22 protein-coding genes and 1 tRNA gene are annotated in these 16,493 nt (G+C 43.9%); 14 read left to right on the top strand and 9 right to left on the bottom strand.

The features are described from left to right. The first annotated feature begins 42 nt into the window (after positions 1-42). Genes G3M65_RS02495 through G3M65_RS02485 form a run of 3 tightly spaced genes read left to right on the top strand, consistent with a single transcriptional unit; the run spans position 43 to position 2,522 of the window. Complete coding sequence (locus tag G3M65_RS02495; protein ID WP_173832991.1) at positions 43-1,281, top strand: aspartate kinase; 1,239 nt, start codon at positions 43-45, stop codon at positions 1,279-1,281. After that, positions 1,271-2,215: a D-glycero-beta-D-manno-heptose-7-phosphate kinase gene (gene rfaE1, locus G3M65_RS02490; protein ID WP_173832989.1), complete on the top strand. Its 945-nt coding sequence runs from the start codon at positions 1,271-1,273 to the stop codon at positions 2,213-2,215. The genes G3M65_RS02495 and rfaE1 overlap by 11 nt, the downstream gene beginning before the upstream one ends. Further along, the gene (locus G3M65_RS02485) at positions 2,193-2,522 is read left to right on the top strand and encodes a YraN family protein (RefSeq protein WP_173832988.1); all 330 of its coding nucleotides are present in this window, start codon (positions 2,193-2,195) and stop codon (positions 2,520-2,522) included. The genes rfaE1 and G3M65_RS02485 overlap by 23 nt, the downstream gene beginning before the upstream one ends. Here G3M65_RS02485 and G3M65_RS02480 read toward each other — a convergent pair. Together G3M65_RS02480 and G3M65_RS02475 are read right to left on the bottom strand one after the other, a co-directional pair. After that, positions 2,516-3,220 (bottom strand): hypothetical protein, encoded by a 705-nt coding sequence (locus G3M65_RS02480; protein ID WP_173832986.1) that lies wholly within the window; start codon positions 3,218-3,220, stop codon positions 2,516-2,518. The two genes, G3M65_RS02485 and G3M65_RS02480, sit on opposite strands and share 7 nt — an antisense overlap. A 31-nt stretch (positions 3,221-3,251) precedes the next feature. Beyond that, the gene (locus G3M65_RS02475; protein WP_173832985.1) at positions 3,252-4,034 is read right to left on the bottom strand and encodes a glycosyltransferase family 9 protein; all 783 of its coding nucleotides are present in this window, start codon (positions 4,032-4,034) and stop codon (positions 3,252-3,254) included. 17 nt (positions 4,035-4,051) lie between these two features. Between G3M65_RS02475 and G3M65_RS02470 the strand changes: the two genes are divergently transcribed. Together G3M65_RS02470 and mraY are read left to right on the top strand one after the other, a co-directional pair. Next, a complete protein-coding gene (locus G3M65_RS02470; protein WP_173832984.1) occupies positions 4,052-4,624 on the top strand; it encodes an RNA methyltransferase in 573 nt (190 codons plus the stop codon). A 1-nt stretch (position 4,625) separates the two neighbouring features. Next, the gene (gene mraY / locus G3M65_RS02465) at positions 4,626-5,705 is read left to right on the top strand and encodes a phospho-N-acetylmuramoyl-pentapeptide-transferase (RefSeq protein ID WP_173832983.1); all 1,080 of its coding nucleotides are present in this window, start codon (positions 4,626-4,628) and stop codon (positions 5,703-5,705) included. Here the strand turns inward: mraY and G3M65_RS02460 are convergent. Continuing rightward, positions 5,697-6,074, bottom strand: a complete 378-nt coding sequence (locus tag G3M65_RS02460; protein WP_173832982.1) for a DUF192 domain-containing protein — start codon at positions 6,072-6,074, stop codon at positions 5,697-5,699. The genes mraY and G3M65_RS02460 overlap by 9 nt on opposite strands. Positions 6,075-6,094: 20 nt before the next feature. Here G3M65_RS02460 and G3M65_RS02455 point away from each other — a divergent pair, with 20 nt between their 5' ends. From G3M65_RS02455 to upp, 8 genes are all read left to right on the top strand, one after another. Beyond that, positions 6,095-6,523 carry a Fur family transcriptional regulator gene (locus G3M65_RS02455; RefSeq protein ID WP_173832981.1) on the top strand — a complete coding sequence of 143 codons (429 nt, stop codon included), beginning with the start codon at positions 6,095-6,097 and terminating at the stop codon, positions 6,521-6,523. After that, positions 6,502-6,816 carry a 4a-hydroxytetrahydrobiopterin dehydratase gene (locus G3M65_RS02450; protein ID WP_173832980.1) on the top strand — a complete coding sequence of 105 codons (315 nt, stop codon included), beginning with the start codon at positions 6,502-6,504 and terminating at the stop codon, positions 6,814-6,816. The genes G3M65_RS02455 and G3M65_RS02450 overlap by 22 nt, the downstream gene beginning before the upstream one ends. 19 nt (positions 6,817-6,835) lie before the next feature. Next, positions 6,836-6,913, top strand: a tRNA-Asp gene (locus G3M65_RS02445). Between the two features lie 35 nt (positions 6,914-6,948). Then, positions 6,949-7,839, top strand: coding sequence for a 4-hydroxy-tetrahydrodipicolinate synthase (gene dapA, locus G3M65_RS02440; protein ID WP_173832979.1), 891 nt, complete (start codon positions 6,949-6,951; stop codon positions 7,837-7,839). Next, positions 7,832-8,164 (top strand): DUF4149 domain-containing protein, encoded by a 333-nt coding sequence (locus tag G3M65_RS02435; protein WP_173832978.1) that lies wholly within the window; start codon positions 7,832-7,834, stop codon positions 8,162-8,164. Before dapA ends, G3M65_RS02435 begins: the two co-directional genes overlap by 8 nt. Positions 8,165-8,254: 90 nt before the next feature. Next, positions 8,255-9,358, top strand: a complete 1,104-nt coding sequence (locus tag G3M65_RS02430; protein ID WP_173832977.1) for an RNA-guided endonuclease InsQ/TnpB family protein — start codon at positions 8,255-8,257, stop codon at positions 9,356-9,358. A gap of 74 nt (positions 9,359-9,432) precedes the next feature. Continuing rightward, entirely contained in the window at positions 9,433-9,807 is a 375-nt protein-coding gene (locus G3M65_RS02425; RefSeq protein ID WP_173832976.1) for a RusA family crossover junction endodeoxyribonuclease, read from the top strand. Next, a complete protein-coding gene (upp, locus tag G3M65_RS02420) occupies positions 9,788-10,414 on the top strand; it encodes a uracil phosphoribosyltransferase (protein ID WP_173832975.1) in 627 nt (208 codons plus the stop codon). Before G3M65_RS02425 ends, upp begins: the two co-directional genes overlap by 20 nt. On the opposite strand, the gene G3M65_RS02415 is transcribed toward upp, so the two are convergent. Together G3M65_RS02415 and G3M65_RS02410 are read right to left on the bottom strand one after the other, a co-directional pair. Then, the gene (locus tag G3M65_RS02415; RefSeq protein ID WP_173832974.1) at positions 10,398-11,819 is read right to left on the bottom strand and encodes a LysM peptidoglycan-binding domain-containing protein; all 1,422 of its coding nucleotides are present in this window, start codon (positions 11,817-11,819) and stop codon (positions 10,398-10,400) included. The genes upp and G3M65_RS02415 overlap by 17 nt on opposite strands. After that, positions 11,788-12,060: an acylphosphatase gene (locus tag G3M65_RS02410; protein ID WP_173832973.1), complete on the bottom strand. Its 273-nt coding sequence runs from the start codon at positions 12,058-12,060 to the stop codon at positions 11,788-11,790. Before G3M65_RS02410 ends, G3M65_RS02415 begins: the two co-directional genes overlap by 32 nt. Before the next feature lie 89 nt (positions 12,061-12,149). Here G3M65_RS02410 and G3M65_RS02405 point away from each other — a divergent pair, with 89 nt between their 5' ends. After that, positions 12,150-12,572 carry a septal ring lytic transglycosylase RlpA family protein gene (locus G3M65_RS02405; RefSeq protein WP_173832972.1) on the top strand — a complete coding sequence of 141 codons (423 nt, stop codon included), beginning with the start codon at positions 12,150-12,152 and terminating at the stop codon, positions 12,570-12,572. Here the strand turns inward: G3M65_RS02405 and G3M65_RS02400 are convergent. The 4 genes from G3M65_RS02400 to accC are packed head-to-tail and all read right to left on the bottom strand — an operon-like array spanning position 12,544 to position 16,456. Further along, positions 12,544-13,368 carry a radical SAM protein gene (locus G3M65_RS02400; RefSeq protein ID WP_173832971.1) on the bottom strand — a complete coding sequence of 275 codons (825 nt, stop codon included), beginning with the start codon at positions 13,366-13,368 and terminating at the stop codon, positions 12,544-12,546. The genes G3M65_RS02405 and G3M65_RS02400 overlap by 29 nt on opposite strands. Next, the gene (locus tag G3M65_RS02395; RefSeq protein WP_173832970.1) at positions 13,340-14,209 is read right to left on the bottom strand and encodes a PSP1 domain-containing protein; all 870 of its coding nucleotides are present in this window, start codon (positions 14,207-14,209) and stop codon (positions 13,340-13,342) included. The genes G3M65_RS02400 and G3M65_RS02395 overlap by 29 nt, the downstream gene beginning before the upstream one ends. After that, positions 14,157-15,128: a DNA polymerase III subunit gene (locus tag G3M65_RS02390; protein ID WP_173832969.1), complete on the bottom strand. Its 972-nt coding sequence runs from the start codon at positions 15,126-15,128 to the stop codon at positions 14,157-14,159. Before G3M65_RS02390 ends, G3M65_RS02395 begins: the two co-directional genes overlap by 53 nt. Next, positions 15,125-16,456 carry an acetyl-CoA carboxylase biotin carboxylase subunit gene (gene accC / locus G3M65_RS02385; protein ID WP_438616891.1) on the bottom strand — a complete coding sequence of 444 codons (1,332 nt, stop codon included), beginning with the start codon at positions 16,454-16,456 and terminating at the stop codon, positions 15,125-15,127. Before accC ends, G3M65_RS02390 begins: the two co-directional genes overlap by 4 nt. Between the last annotated feature and the right edge of the window lie 37 nt (positions 16,457-16,493).

The raw sequence follows: 16,493 nt of genomic DNA, 5'->3' as shown, positions 1-16,493 counted from the left end.
GTGAGAAAGTTCTGTTATTGCCTTCATAGTAAAATAGTATAGATGAGACTTTTGGTAGTCAAATTCGGCGGGACTTCTGTGGGAAGTCTTGAAAGGATATACAACTCAGCAAAAAGGGTGGTTGAAAAGTTAAAGGAAGGCTACAAGGTGGTGGTGGTCTCCTCTGCTATGGCAGGAGAGACAGACAGGCTCATAAACCTTGCCAAACAGATAGAACCCCTACCTTCTGAGCGTGAACTTGATATGTTAATATCCACAGGCGAACAGCAGGCTATAGCCCTCTTTGCCATGACCTTGCAGAAATTAGGCGTCCCTGCGGTAAGCCTCTGTGGTTGGCAAGTGCCTATAATCACCGACAAGATTCACACAAAGGCAAGGATACAAAAAATAGGTGTCCAGAGGCTAAAAAACCTACTTCAAGAAGGCTACACGCCTGTGGTAGCTGGCTTTCAGGGTGTGACGGAAGATTGGGAGATAACTACTCTTGGTAGAGGTGGCTCAGACCTCTCTGCGGTTGCACTTGCCTACGCCCTTGGTGCGGACTGTGAAATATACACGGATGTGGAAGGTGTATTCACTGCAGACCCAAGGATAGTGCCCAATGCCAAAAAGATACCCGTTATATCCTACGAAGAGATGCTTGAGATGGCATCTTTGGGCGCAAAGGTTATGCAGGCAAGGAGCATAGAATTTGCTATGAAGTATGGTGTAAGGATACATGTAAGAAGCTCTTTTACCGACAATGAAGGAACATGGATAGTGCCGGAGGAGGAAGTAATGGAAAAAAGTGTAGTAAGAGCCATAACCCTTGAGAGGAACGAGTCAAGGATAACGGTGGTGCGAGTGCCAGACAAACCAGGCATAGCCTACAGCATCTTTAAAGCCCTTGGTGATGCCCACATTGTGGTGGATATGATAGTGCAGAATGTATCTCATGAAGGTTATACGGATATGTCCTTTACGGTAAACAAGGCAGATGCACCGAAGGCAGAAGAGATAGTCAGAAAGGTTGCCCAAAGCATAGGAGCAAAGGAAGTGGTCAGAGATGACAGAATAGCAAAGGTCTCTGTGGTAGGCATAGGCATGAGGAGTTCATATGGGACCGCTGCAAAGATGTTTGAAGTTCTCTACAAAAATGGTATAAACATAATGGCTATATCTACCTCTGAGATAAAAATATCCTGCCTTATAGAGGACAAATACGGGGAGTTGGCAGTTAGAGAGCTACATCAGGCATTTATAGAAGAAGGCGAAGAAGTAAAGGTGGTCAATGAGCCCTGAAAGGGTTAGAGAGATTCTTGAGAGGTTCAAAAGTTTAAAGATACTTGTGGTGGGGGACGTGATACTTGACAGATATGTGTTCGGAAAGGTGGAAAGAATATCTCCAGAAGCTCCAGTGCCAGTGGTAGAGGTCCAGAGGGAAGAATTTAGGTTGGGTGGTGCGGGAAACGTAGCCAACAACTTGGCAAGCCTTGGCGTAAAAACTTACCTACTTGGGGTGGTGGGACAAGACTACGGAAGGCACATAATAAAGGGACTGCTAAAAGAAGCGGGCATAGAGGACTTGCTTGTGGAAGACCCGCAAAGACCTACCACAGAAAAGGCGCGCATAGTAGCCCTTTCTCAACAACTTTTGAGGATAGATAGCGAAAGCAGGAAAGTCCTTGAGGGCAAACCTCTTGAAGAAGTTCTTCAAAGGATGGACTTAAATGTGGATGGCATAGTGGTATCCGATTACGCTAAGGGGGTGGTTTGCAAGGATGTTATGGATAGAGTCAAAGAGAAAGGAGTATTCTTCTCTGTTGACCCAAGACCTCAAAACAAGAGGCTATACATAGGAGCAAATTTAATGACGCCCAACGAAAAGGAAGCGAGGAGTATGTTTTCTGAGGAAAGTCTTCAGAGACTTGGTTGGGGTCTAAAGAGGGAGCTAAGGCTTGAGACCCTTGTGATAACTCTTGGTGCAAGGGGTATGGCTCTTTTTGGAAGTGAGTTTAAGGTTTTTCCTGCAAAGGCTAAGCAGGTGTATGATGTTTCTGGTGCGGGTGATACTGTGATTGCGGTGCTTAGTGCCTGTGCCCTTGCAGGTGTGGATTGGGATAGTGCTTGCGAGCTTGCCAATCTCTGTGCTGGTATAGTGGTAGGAAAGCTCGGCACTGCGGTAGTAAAGCCAGAGGAGATACTCCAAAGCCTTGAGGAAGGGTGCAGAGTTTGAAGAGCTTGCGGTAAAATACCTTGAAGGCATAGGCTACAAGGTTATTCACAGAAACTACCACTGCAGGGTTGGTGAAATAGACATTATTGCCCTTGATGGTAATACGGTAGTCTTTGTAGAGGTAAAAGGAGGTAAAACCACAGACTTTGGAGACCCAGCGGAGAGAGTGGATAGAAAAAAGATGGAGAGACTACTTAGATGCATAGAACACTATCTCCATAAATATCCATCGGAAGACTACAGGCTTGATGTGATAGTGATAAGGAACAAAGAAGTTGAGCATATAAAGGGTGTGGAGCTTTATTGATGTCCTTCTTCTTTACCTCCAGTGTAAGGAACCTCAAGGACTCTAAAGAGAACCTGCCTTACTTCCCTTATATCTGCCTTGAGCTCTCTTACTTCCTGCCTTTGCTCTTCAATCTTGAAGGAAAACTCATTTCTGAGAGACCTTGTTTCCTGCCTCAAGTCCCTTAGCTCTTCCCTTACTTCTTCAAACCTTCTTGCGGTGTCGGTCTTGAATTCGCTAAGTTCTTGTCTTAGAAGTTCAAACTTCTTATCTGCCTCCGCTTTTACAAACTTAATCTCTTCTTTTACCTCTTCAAACCTTCTTGCAGTTTCCACCTTATGTTCGTTAAGTTCCTGTCTCAAAAGTTTTATGTCTTCCTTTACTTCCTCAAATCTTCTTGCGGTATCCGCTTTATGTTCATTCAGTTCTTGTCTTAAAAGTTTTATGTCTTCCTTTACCTCTTCAAACCTTCTTGCGGTATCAGTTTTGTATTCGTTAAGCTCTTGTCTTAGAAGTTCAAACTTCCTATCTGCCTCCGCTTTTACAGATTTTATGTTCTCCTTTAACTCCTCAAACCTTCTTGCGGTATCTTCCTTGACCTCTGAAAGTTTTAACGCAAAGTCATCAAGCCTCTTGTCTATGTGCATCATAAGAAAAACGCCAACTCCCACTACTGCACCGACTACGGTTATTATTCCTATAACAAGCTCAAGGGTCATAGATAAATCATATAGCCAATTTGGGAAGAAGTCAACTCAAGGCACTAAAGGCTTTCAAAAATTCAGCAAAAAGTTTTTCTACATGTAAACAGCTCCTTTCTTCGCAAACTTCTGGAAAGCATGGACTACAAGAGAGCTCAAGGCTTATCTGAAAGACTCTTTCTCCTATGGGTTTCCATACCACTGGGTCTGTAGGTCCATAAAAGACAAAGGTAGGAATTCCACAGTAGCTGGCAAGGTGTGAAAGCCCACTATCAAGTCCTACAAACAACCTGGCTGTCCTCAAAGCTCTCGCTATCTCAAGTGGTGAATAGCTTTCAAAGTAGTCTTTTACATGGTCTTTTAACCACTGGTCCGCCTCACCCACAAGGTATATGGTCTTATAGCCTTCCTTCTTGAGAAAGGCTTCAATTCTGAAAAATAGCTCAAGGGGTGGGTTCTTCTTCCAAGAACCGCTTGAGGGGTGAAGCACCGCACAGCCTTTAATGGGGCTTTTCTCCGCAGGCTCAAGAGGCAAAACCTTTGAAAACCCTCCTCTTAAGGACAAGCTCTGAAAGTAGTGCTCCACTATCCACATTCTCTTCTCTGGAAAAGGCTTTACATTTCCCTCATAGGATATCAAAATCTTTCCTTCAAACTCGGTTTCTGGCATTTCTGAACTTACCATATCCACCCATCCCACCTCTTTGGCAATGGCAAAATAGTCCGTATTTCCTACCGCCCAGACATTTCTTCCAGACTTTTTCAGAAGTTCAAGGATAGGGAAAGTTAGAAGTGTATCTCCAAGACCACCACGCCTATACAAAAGCCACATGCTATAATAAGAAACTTATGATAAACCACAATGTGTTTATAGCACTTCTTCACTATCCTGCAATGGACAGAGAGGGTAGGACGATTATTACTTCCTTTACCACCATGGACCTTCATGATATAGCTCGCCCTGCAAGGGCATACGAGATAAATACCTACTATATAGTTCAACCTGTGGACGGACAAAGATACATAATAAAAAAGCAGATTGAATATTGGCTCTCTCAAGAGGGTTTAAGGACTAACCCTACAAGGAATGAGGTGGTAAAACTGGTAAAGCTGTGTTATACCTTTGACGAAGTCCTTGAAGACCTGCAAGCACAAAGGGGTAGAAGACCTATAATAGTAGGCACGGATGCAAGAACCTATCCTAATACGGTTTCTTATCGCTGGCTTTCAGAGGAGATTCACAAAAGAGAGAAGGATTTTCTTATAGTTTTTGGCACGGGTTATGGCATCCCACCGTCTCTTATGAATACCTTTGATTACATCCTTGAACCCGTATATGGTGCAGGAGATTGGAATCATCTATCGGTGAGGAATGCGGTGGCTATAATCCTTGATAGACTACTAAGTAGAAACAGGTGCTGACATGCTCTACCATATAGCCCTATACCTAAGAGATTATTTCTTTGCTTTCAATGTGTTTAAATACATAACCTTCCGATCCTTTTTGGCGGTCTTTATTGCCTTTTCCATTACCCTTATCCTAACACCTATTTTTATGAGAAAGATGAAAGCCATTCAAAGGTTATTCAAGGGATACATAAGAGAATACACACCAGAAGGACATCTCGTCAAGAAGTATGTTCCCACTATGGGTGGCATCATCATAGTCCTTTCTGTTCTTTTGACTTCTTTGCTTCTTATGAGGCTTGACCTTGTCTATTTTTGGATTGTTGCTTTTTGTGCACTGGGTTTTGCTCTAATAGGTTTCTGGGACGATTTTGTTAAGCTAAAAAACAAAAAAGGCATATCCGCCAAACAAAAGTTCTTTGCACAGGTTTTTGTTGCTGGGCTAACATCAACTTTTATATACCTATACAGTGGTGTTGATACAAAGCTCTACTTTCCTCTTTTCAAAAACCTTCAGATAGACCTTGGGCTTTTATACATTCCCTTCGCCATGTTGATTATAGTTGCCACTTCCAATGCGGTTAACCTCACGGATGGACTTGATGGGCTTGCTATAGGTCCTGTGATGACCACTGCGGCGAGCATGGGTATAGTAGCCTATGCGGTGGGTCATGCGGGTATAGCCAGCTATTTAAACATACCCTATGTCCCATATGCAGGTGATATAACGGTGCTGTGCTTTGCTATAGTGGGTGCAGGGCTTGGCTTTCTGTGGTTTAATGCCTTTCCAGCTCAGCTTTTTATGGGAGATGTGGGAGCTTTGGCTTTGGGGGCTGGGCTTGGTGTGATAGCCTTAGTGTCCAAGTCTGAGCTTTTACTTCCCATAGCAGGGGGCGTCTTTGTCTTTGAGACTTTATCTGTTATACTTCAGGTTGCCTACTTTAAGCTCACAAAGGGCAAAAGGCTCTTTAAGATGGCTCCCTTCCACCACCACCTTGAGCTTTCTGGCGTTCCTGAGCCAAAAATAGTGGTGAGGATGTGGATAATATCAATACTTCTTGGCATCCTTGCACTTGCTACCCTAAAGCTAAGGTGAAAGCGGTATGTTCTTATACATACATCTTCTACCCTTTAAAAGCTCCACCACGGTGTCCACTGGCTCTGGCGATGAGACTATAACAATGCCAGCCCTCTCCTCAGGGGGCAGGTAGGACCTTCCCACAAGCCTGCTTCCATCAATCCAATAAACATACAGCTCCAAGTGGGTGTTTTTGTTCCAGAAATGCCTCACCATCCTATCTTTGTAGAGGAACACCATACCGTCATAGCCTACAAGAGACTTCATATGCATAAGACCCTTCTCATGCTTTTCTGGGGTGTCTGCTACAAGAAGCCTGCATTGACGCACTTGTCCCTGAGCGGTCCATCCTATCAGAAGGAGTATGATATTGAAAATTATTAGCATATGGTTTATATTATATACCCATGCTTAAGGAAGAAAGGCTTCAGGAGTTTATAGAGGCTTGTAAGAACATGGGACTAAAGATCACACCCCAGAGGGTGGCAGTGTATGAGGTCCTGCTTAACAGAGATGACCACCCCACCGTTGAGGAGATATACAACGAAATAAAGAAAAAATACCCCTTCGTATCCCTTGCTACTGTATACAGGACAGTGGAAACCCTTGAGGAACTTGGGTTTGTTAAAAAGGTAGCCTATTGGGGTGGTTCTGTGAGATATGATGCAAATGTAAGTGACCACCACCACCTTATATGCACTCAGTGTGGTGCTATAAGAGATGTGGAGTTTTGCATAGATTGGACACCACCCGCATACATGGAAGGCTACAGAGTTCACAAGTATTCCCTACACATATACGGAGTATGCCCTAAATGTCAGACGAAAGAGAACTGAGAGTTTACTCACAACAAGAGATTGAAGAAAAACTTAAAGAGCTTCCCCTCTGGCGTTATGAAAAGGGATGCATATTAAGGGACTTTGAAACCAAGAACTGGAAGGAGACTGTCTTTCTCTTTAATGCAATTGCAAGTCTTGCGGAAGCCCACTGGCATCATCCAGACGCAGAGGTGAGCTTTAAGAGGCTGAGGGTCAAGTTCACCACCCATGAAGTCAATGGTATAACAGACAGAGACTTTGAGCTTGCCAAAGAGATAGAAAAAATCTCTTCCCTTTTGCTAAAAAGGTGATATAATATACCTCTCTAAAGGAGCCGTAGTTCAGCCCGGTCAGAACGCCGGCCTGTCAAGCCGGAGGGCGCGGGTTCAAGTCCCGTCGGCTCCGCCACCCTTATAAAAGGTCAATGTGTTATAATCTCTTCTATGTTTCAGGGTTCAATCGTCGCTCTCATAACACCCTTTAAGGACGGAGAGGTTGATTTTAAAGCCCTTGAGAGCCTAATAGACTTTCATGTGAACAACCACACGGATGCTATTTTAGTGTGCGGGACAACTGGAGAGTCTCCTACTCTTACCTTTGAAGAGCATGAGAGGGTAGTGGAGCATGCGGTCAAGTATGCTAACGGAAGGATAAAGGTAATTGCAGGCACGGGTGCAAACGCCACTCATGAAGCCATAGAGCTCACATCTCATGCAAAAAGGGTGGGTGCGGATGCCTGCCTTCTTGTGGTCCCCTACTACAACAAGCCCACTCAGGAGGGACTATACCAGCACTTTAAGACAGTGGCGGAAGAGGTAGATATTCCCATAATCCTCTACAACATACCCTCAAGGACTGGTGTGGAGATAGCCCCCGAGACCATCTACAGGCTTGTCAAGGACTGCCCCAACATAGTAGGGTCAAAGGAATCTACGCCCAACATGGACAGGATTTCCGAGCTTACGAGGCTTCTGGGAGAGAACTTTACTATCCTTTCGGGTGATGACTCTTTGACGCTTCCCATGATGGCTTTGGGTGCAAAGGGCGTTATATCCGTTGCTAATAACATAATGCCGAGGGAGGTTAAAGCCCTCGTGGACCATGCCCTTAAGGGCGATTTCCATAGGGCAAGGGAACTGCACTATTACCTTTTTGAGCTCTTTAAGGTGCTCTTCATAGAGACAAACCCCATTCCTGTAAAGACCGCCTGCTGGGCTCTTGGTATGTGTGAAAAGGAATTCAGACTTCCCCTTTGTCCCATGAAGCCAGAAAACGAAGAGAAACTTATACAAACTCTTAAAAAATATAAACTTCCTGTGGTAAGGGATGCTTAAGTTTCTACTCTTTATAAACTCCCTATACCTTGGGCTTGGCTCTTTCTTTAGCTTCTTTATTGCTCCCACTCTTTTTAGGGTGCTTCAAAAGGAACAGGCAGGTGCGGTGGTGGAGAGGATATTTCCCGTATACTTTGGCATAGGGCTTGTGGTTTCTCTGACCACCTTGTTCCTTGGATTTAAATACGGAAGGCTAATCCCTGTCCTTGCCTTCTTTAACCTTCTGATTCATGCCATTCATATCTTTTATGTGCTTCCAACCGCCCATTCCCTGAAGCTCACAGACTATGACGCTTTTATGAGATGGCACGGTATTAGAAACTAATCACTGAAAGTATAGAAATTTATAGAGAAATTTGGAAACGTGAAGACCCCTTGACACTTATGGAGGTTGACATTAAAATTTTAACCCGCTATGCAAAGTAGCATCAAAAGAAGTCTGCTCTTCTCTCTGGATTTTTCAAATACAGGCAAGTTAAGCTTTCTTGAAAACCTCTGGCACGAATATCAAAAGGCATGTCAATACTTTGTAGATGTAGGCTATGAAACTAAAACACTACCTTCCTATAAACATGTTAAAAGCTACCCATACCAAACTTGGTTAAGTAAGAGATATCTTGGTTGTGCTTTACAGCAGGCAAAAGCAATCCTTAAAAGTTTCTTTTCAAAACTTAAAAAAGGTAAAAATCCTCAAAAACCTTTGATAAAAAAGCCTGCCTTAAAACTTGACAGTAGGTTTTACAGGATTGAGAAAGGTAGAAACTCCTTTGACTTTTGGCTCTTCTTGAGAGACCCTCAAAATCAAAGATGGATTGCTTTCCCTTTCAAAAGCTATGAGTATGCTAACAATTACTTTAGAGATTGGAAATTGTGCTCTGATATAGAGATTTTGGAAAAGAACGGTAAGTGGTATTTAAAACTGGTTTTTGAGAAGGAAATTAAACTGGAAAGTAAAAAACCAAAGGGTATAGACATAGGATACAAGAAGTTAATCGCTACATCAGAAGGAGAGATATTTGGTAAAGAGGTGAAAGAGATAATAGAAAAGAGGATAGAACCTAAAAAGCAAGGTTCAAAAAGATGGAAAAGGGCAAAGCACTATTTAAAGACAGAGATAAACAGAATACTCAAGAGGGTGATAGATGGTAGTTTTTCTCCAGTGCTTGAAGGATTAAAGAATTTGAAGAAGGGTAAAAGTGGAGTATGGAGTAGGGTGGTAAACAGGAGGTTTAACCACTGGTTGTATGGGTATGTTCTAAAGAGGATAAGGGAGCTATGTGAGGTAGTTGGCGTCCAGCCCTACATAGTTCCACCACAATACACAAGCAGGACTTGTCCTGAGTGTGGATATAAGGATAAGTTGAACCGTAATGGGGAACATTTCAAGTGCCTACGGTGTGGATATGAGGAAGATGCAGATATCGTAGGTGCAAGGAATGTTCTTATGCGGTTCACAAGGGAGCTTATAGTCCCCTTGCCTGCGAAACCTCATCTTGTGGAATGTTTTTCTATTGGATGAGGAACTATATCTATGGGTATGAACCTTTTAGGTCTTTTGCTTACACTTTTCCTATGCCTTATTTTTATAAAAAGATGATAGAGCTGAGGCTTTCTATGCTTCCTGTGCCAAAGAGCAACAGATACATAAGAAGGAAGGGTGGCAGGGTATTTAAACCCCCAAGGGTAAAAAACTGGGAGGTAAGAGCCCTTTGGGAGATAAGAGAGCAATACACGGGCGAGCCACTTAAGGGAAAACTATCTGTTTATATAGAACTTATACTTCCTAACCACAGAAGAAGGGACATAGATAACATGCTCAAAAGCCTGTGGGATGTGTTGGAAAAGGGTGGTGTGATAAAGAATGACAGCCAGATATACGAGGTAAGGACCCTCAAGAGAGTGGTGAAGGGTCAGCAGGGAACCCTTATAAGGCTTGGAGAATTTGAACATGGCTTTGGAGATTATTGACCATCCACTGCTAAGACATAAACTAAACCTTGTGAGGGACAAGCACACACCCTCTGAGAGGCTCAGAAGCCTCCTTGAGGAGATAACCCTAATGGCTATGCCCTTTATCTTGAGCGAACTTCCACTTAAGACAGAAAGGGTTGAGACGCCTATGGGTGTGGGTAGCTTTGAGTTTGTGGAGGAGGACAGGTTTGTTTTTGTTTGCATACTCAGAGCCGGTCTTCCCATGCTCAGCGGTGCCCTAAGGGCACTGCCAAAGGCAAGGGCGGGCTTTCTTGCCATAAAGAGGGATGAGCATACCCTCACTCCAGAAATCTTCTACAGAAGGCTTCCACCTTTGGAAAACAGACATGTGGTGGTGCTTGACCCCATGCTGGCAACTGGTGGCACCTTAGACCTTGCCTTGAAGGAGACCAAATCTATGAAACCCAAAAGGCTCCTTGTCTTTAACCTTGTCGCTTCCCCTCAGGGACTTCAAAGGGTTATGTCCGCACACCCTGAGGTTGACTTCTTCCTGCTGAGCTTAGATGAGGGGCTTAGCCCTGCGGGCTACATAGTGCCCGGGGTAGGAGACATAGGTGATAGGCTTTTCACTGAAGGTCTCTGATGTATTCTGTTGGGTCAAGGGGAACACCTTCTTTATTTCTCAGCTCAAATCTCAGTGCACACTCTTCGGAGTTGTTCTTTTTACCAACCCTTGCTATTACCTGTCCCTTACTCACCTTTTCTCCTCTTTTGACAAGATTAACCTCATTGTGGGCATAAAGGGATATAAAACTGTCATGCTCCACTATGACCATGTTTCCATAAGCCTGCAGGTCACCACCGCTATATATGACCTTACCCTCTTCAACTGCTCTTACGGGTGATGAGCAAGGCGCGGAGATCTCTACGCCTTTTGGCACTTTGATAACTTTACCTTCAACAGGCATCGGTATATTCAAGCTCCTTGGTGCAGGGGTGGTGGGTGTCTCCCTCTCTGGCTCTGCTAACACAGCCCTTTCTTCTCTTCTGCTGACCTGTTGTCCTCTTTCTTGTGATTGCCTTTCTGCGTTTATGGTTTCCCTTTTGGGTAGCTTTACCCTTGTCCCCGCCTGCAGGAATTTACCCTTTAGGTCTGGGTTTAGCCTTTCCAACTCTCTAAGTGGGACACCTGTCGCTTTGGCAACATCCCTTAGCCTTCCACCTCTTTTTATTTTGTATACTTCATAAGATTCTTCTTTTCTTTTCTTTCCTTCCGCTTCTTGAGTATCTCTCACAGGCACCTTTACCCTTGTCCCAGCTCGAAGCCATTTGCCCTTAAGCTCTGGATTGAGCCTTTCTAAATCGTCAAGCGGAACACCGGTTGCTTTTGCCACATGCTCCAGCCTTGCACCTTTCTTGACAGTATAAAGCTCATATTTTTCTTTTTCTTTTGGTTTTCCCCTTTCTTCTTCAGCCTTTGCCTTCAAACTACCCTTTGGCATCTTTACCTGTGTTCCTGGTTTTAGCCATGCATCTCTCAGCTCTGGGTTTAGCCTCTCTAATTCCCTGAGAGGAACGCCTGTTGTCCTTGAAACATGCTCTAGCCTACCACCTCTCCTTACTGTATAGATGTCGTATTCTCTAATCTGTGCGCCTCTTGCAGAAGCACCTGCCCTTGCGGGAATCTTTAACTTCTGACCCTCCACTATCCTGTCATCCTTTAGGTTGTTAATCTCCCTTAGGCTTCTTACATCCACGCCAAAGCTGTCCGCTATCTTTTGAAGGCTATCTCCTTTCTTTACCTCATATATAGCATACTTTTCTGTGGTTTTTTTCTGTGTGTTTTTTGTTGGTATACATATGGTTTGACCAGCTCTGAGCTTTCTCTCATCAATACCTCTGTTGGCAGACTTTAGACTGTTTACATCTATTCCTTCTTTCTTGGCTATCTTTTCCAAAGTGTCCCCTTCCCTCACCTTGTAGTTTTTACACTCCAAGGCGAAGGAAAGGCTAAGACTAATACCTAATAGTAAAATCCCTTTCTTCATGGCTTGGCACCTCCTTGAGGATCTCCATGCGGTCAACCCTTCCCGCAGTGGGACCCTCCCAAAGTTGTTTCAAAAAATCCCAGATCACATCTTTGTCCCCTTGGACAAAGACCTCAACCCTTCCGTCAGGTAAGTTTCTAACCCAGCCAGAGAGAGCGTAGCTATGAGCCAGTCTTTTTGTAAAAGCCCTATAGCCCACTCCCTGCACTATACCGCTTATATAAATCCTTAGGGCTATCATCTATAGAATTTTACATCAGAAAAACCATGTTGAAAAGTTAAAATGATATATGGTATCATTAAGGAGTTATACCCGCAGGAGGTGTCTCTATGAGAATAGCCATACTTATATCTTTGCTATTTTTTTCTTTTGCCCTCGCTCAAGATTGTAAGGTTCAGGAAGGCTACGCAAGCTGGTATGGCGGAAAGTTTCATGGCAGAAAAACGAGCTCAGGAGAAGTTTTCAATAAGCATAAGTTTACCGCTGCCTCAAGAGATTACCCTCTTGGAACATACCTGTTGGTTAGGAATCTCAGCAACGGAGAGGATGTGGTGGTGGTAGTTACAGACAGAGGACCAGCCAAAAAGAGCAGAATAATAGACCTTTCAAAGTCCGCAGCTGAAAAGATAGGAATGCTAAAACAGGGTGTGGCTAAGGTTCAGGTAATGCCTCTCTACTGTGCGGCAGGGGGTGATGAGCTTAGCGAAGAGTTTCACGAAGAGGTTATAAAGGACATTCTAAACACTCTGTGAGGTTTCTGTTTGCTACAAGTGTCCCGCATCCTCCAAGAGGGTCTTTTCTAAATCTATTGGAGAGCGTAACCCTTATACCATAAGACCTCAAAAGCAAAAAGGCTTTCTCATACTCCCAGTCCTCTACGTCTCTAAAGTCTCCTACTGTCTGGTTATACCTCAACAGAGTTGCACTCACTCCAAAGGATTTTACGAGCATGGCAAAGTTTTTCAATTCCTCTTCAGTGTCGTTTACTCCCTTAAGCAGTAAATAGGCAAGGCTTATCTTTTTTCTTTTCCTCAAGGGCATAGTGGAAAGCTCTTCTCTTAAGGTTTGTATGAGACTTTCTAAGCTACCAGCATAAGGAAGCAATCTTTCCCTCACCTCTTTTCTCAGAGAGTGCACAGATATGCTTACTCCGTTGTGAGGTAGTCTTAGAAGTTCTTTGAGTTTTTTAACTGGGTATCCTGTAGTGTAAAAGCTCACTCTTAAACCTAAGTTTTTGAAGTGCCAAAAAGCATCCTCTACCGCTTCCCAGTTCATGAGAGGTTCACCTATGCCCGCAAGGGCTATACCCTTTATTTCAAGCCTATCTCTCAAAAGTTCATACTGCCCTATTATCTCTTCCGCAGAGAGGTTTCTAAGAAGACCACTTTTGCCAGAAAGGCAGAAGGGACAACCTATGGCACAGCCCGCCTGAGTGGATACACAGAGGGTATCCCCCCTGTAGTAAACCGCTTCCACTCTTTTTCCGTCAAAGAGCTCAAAAAGAAATAGCCTGTTAAGGCTACTGCTCAACTCCTGCAAGAGCTTCATTTTCCACCAGAGCTTTCTTACAGCAACCACCGCAGGCTTGACAATGCTTTAAAGCTCTGTCGTAGCCCTCTGGTAAAATGCTTTGAAGGTCTATCTCCCTTTTTGAGTCTTCTGAGGCGAGGCTTATCTTCCACCTTAGGGGGTCAACCTGCAAGACCTTATATACCTTACCTTGATAACACAGCTCGCTCCCTGCCTCAGGAAGTATGGACTTTATGAGGTAGTTTTCCCTTTCAAATACCAGACAACACATGAGCCTTCCGCAAGGACCTGTAAACTTCTGGGGTGATAGAGGGAGGTTCTGCTCCTCTATATCACGCAAGGACACAGACTGGAACTCTTCTTGAAATCTTATACAGCAAGGCATGTCTCCGCATGCACCTACCCACCCGAGCATCTGCACTGCGTCCCTTACTCCTACCTGCCTCATCTCTATCCTCTTTTTGAAGACCTTTGCAAGGTCCTTTACGAGGTTTCTAAAGTCCACTCTATGGTCGGAAGTATAGTAGAAGAATATCTTACTCTTGTCTAAGGGTATGTAGGTTTTTATGAGCTTCATGTCAAGTCCATGTTCAATTATCTTCTTTTTGCATACTTCCATTGCCTCCTTGGCTTTCTCTTCGTTTTCTTCCATCCTCTGTATATCTTCTCTTTTTGCCTTCCTGAGGAATATAGCCTTGTAAGAGGATGGCTCCTTTGAAGTGCCAAGCACCTTTACCACCTCCTCTCCCTTTTCTGATTGAACTACAAGAAGCTCACCCCGAGACACATCCCTTTCCCATACACCTTCAACCTGAAGCACCTTGTTGGTGTCCTGAAACTTTGCCTTTATGTAAGACATTATTCACACCTCCTCTAAGCTGAAAAAGTAAAAGGCTTAACTTTATGCCCTTGCTTAAATATTCTAACCCTATAGACGCTTTGTCAAGAGATTGCTGGTAGACCTCTTGCCTTGTTTCCAAATATTTTTTGTGAAGCAGGCTTATGATAACTTTTAGAAGCAGGGCTTGTCTTTCGTATTCCCACTTTTCCACCTCAAGGGCTTTTTTGTATAGGGTAAGTATATTTCCTTCAAGCAAAGCCTTTGCGGTGTTTATTAGCTCTTTGTCCTCCTTTAACTTCAGAGCCATCTCAAGGCTTCCTTCAGAGAGTTCAAGGATTAGGGGGTCATCTATTCCTGTTTTTTCTTTCAATTCTTCTTCGCTCAGGGGTGGGACTTCAAGGAGAAAGCTGCGGGATTTTATGGTAGGTAGGATTTTTTGGAGCTTGTTGGCTACCAAGAGAAAGTGGGTATCCTCAGGAGGCTCTTCAAGAACCTTCAAGAGGGCATTCTGTGCTTGCATATTCATAGCATCCGCAGGTTCTATAAGAACCACCTTTCTTTTAGATAGGGCTGGTTTAAGATATACAAAGTCTTTAACGCCTCTTATTTGGTCTATCTTTATCTCAGCCTTTTCTGGCTTGAGGTATATAAAGTCTGGATGGTCTCCTTGGAGGTAGAGATAGACCTTCTTACCTCTCTTGTCCTCTCCGTAGAAGGCTAACTCCTCTTCCTTTTTCTTTTTAAAGTCCTCCATATGATAGCACGACTCACACTCTCCACAGGGTGGGTATTTTTCTTGTAGACACAAAAGAGAACTTGCAAATTCAAAGGCTATATCCCTTTTTCCTATGCCTTCCTTTCCATACAGTAGAAGTGATGCTGGCACACGTCTTTGGTAAAAGAGTCTACTCAAGAATTGTCTAAACCTTTCCCTCATATCATAAGCTCTTCTACAAACCTTATGTGATGTTTTCCCTGTTGGAACTCTCTACTGGAGAGAACCCTCTTATGAAATTCTATGTTGGTTTTTAGACCATTGCCAGATATTCTAAACTCCTCAAGGGCTCTTATAGACCTCTTTATAGCCTCTTCTCTTGTTTGCCCCCAGCATATGAGCTTGGCAAGGAGAGAGTCATAATAGGGTGGCACAGAATAGCCACAGTATAGGTGAGTGTCTACCCTAACACCATAGCCTCCTGGGAGATATAACTCTTCTACGGTGCCTGGAGAGGGTAAAAAGGTATTTGGGTCTTCCGCATTTATCCTACACTCTATGGCGTAGCCTCTTCTTGCTGGTTTTTGTATGTTTAATTTTTCACCCCTTGCTATTCTTATCTGCCACTCTACCAAGTCTATGCCATAAACCATCTCCGTGACGGGATGCTCTACCTGTATGCGTCCGTTCATCTCCATAAAGTAAAAGTTGCCCTCTTGGTCCATAAGAAACTCCACCGTGCCAGCACCCTCATATCCTATCTCTCTGCAGAAATCTGCCACAAGCTCTTCCATTTCTCTTCTCTTTTCTTCTGTAAGATAAGAACTCGGAGCCTCTTCTATGAGTTTTTGGTGTCTTCTTTGGATGGAGCACTCTCTCTCTCCAAGAGTAAGCACCTTTCCATATTTGTCCGCAAGGACTTGTATTTCTATGTGTTTGGGGTTTATGAGATATTTCTCTATGTATACTCTTCCATCTCCAAAGGCTACTTGTGCCTCTTGCATGGCTAAAGGTAGCTTTTCTCTCAGCTCCCTTTCGTTGTTTATAACTCTTATGCCTCTTCCTCCTCCACCTGCGGCAGCCTTTATGACCACCGGATAACCTATCTTGCTTGCCACCTCAAGAGCCTTCTGAAAGTCCACAGGTCCATCGCTTCCCGGCACAAGGGGAAGTCCAACCTTTTTTGCCACCTCTTTTGCCTTTACTTTATCACCGATTAGTTCAAGGGTTTCTGCAGAAGGACCCACAAAGACCTTGCCACTTGCCATAACTATCTCTGCAAACTTGGGGTTTTCTGCCAAAAAGCCGTAGCCAGGGTGGACCGCATCTGCACCTGAGACCTCAAGGGCGGACATTATTCTAGGCGTGTCTAAATAGCTCTTTGAGGGCTCTGGAGGTCCTATGCATATGCTCCTGTCCGCAAGTTTTACATGCATGCTGTTTGCATCCGCCTCTGAGTATATGGCTATAGTCCTTATGCCCATTTCTTTGGCGGTTCTTATGACCCTAACCGCTATCTCACCTCTATTGGCTATAAGAAGGCTTTGCATCAAGACTATTTTACACATAAAGGCTATACAATTTTCA

It is taken from the genome of Hydrogenobacter sp. T-8, from assembly GCF_011006175.1.
GTDB classification, from domain to species: domain Bacteria; phylum Aquificota; class Aquificia; order Aquificales; family Aquificaceae; genus Pampinifervens; species Pampinifervens florentissimum.
Note: the sequence above shows the minus strand (reverse complement) of the source record. Positions and strands in the feature narration are given on the sequence as shown.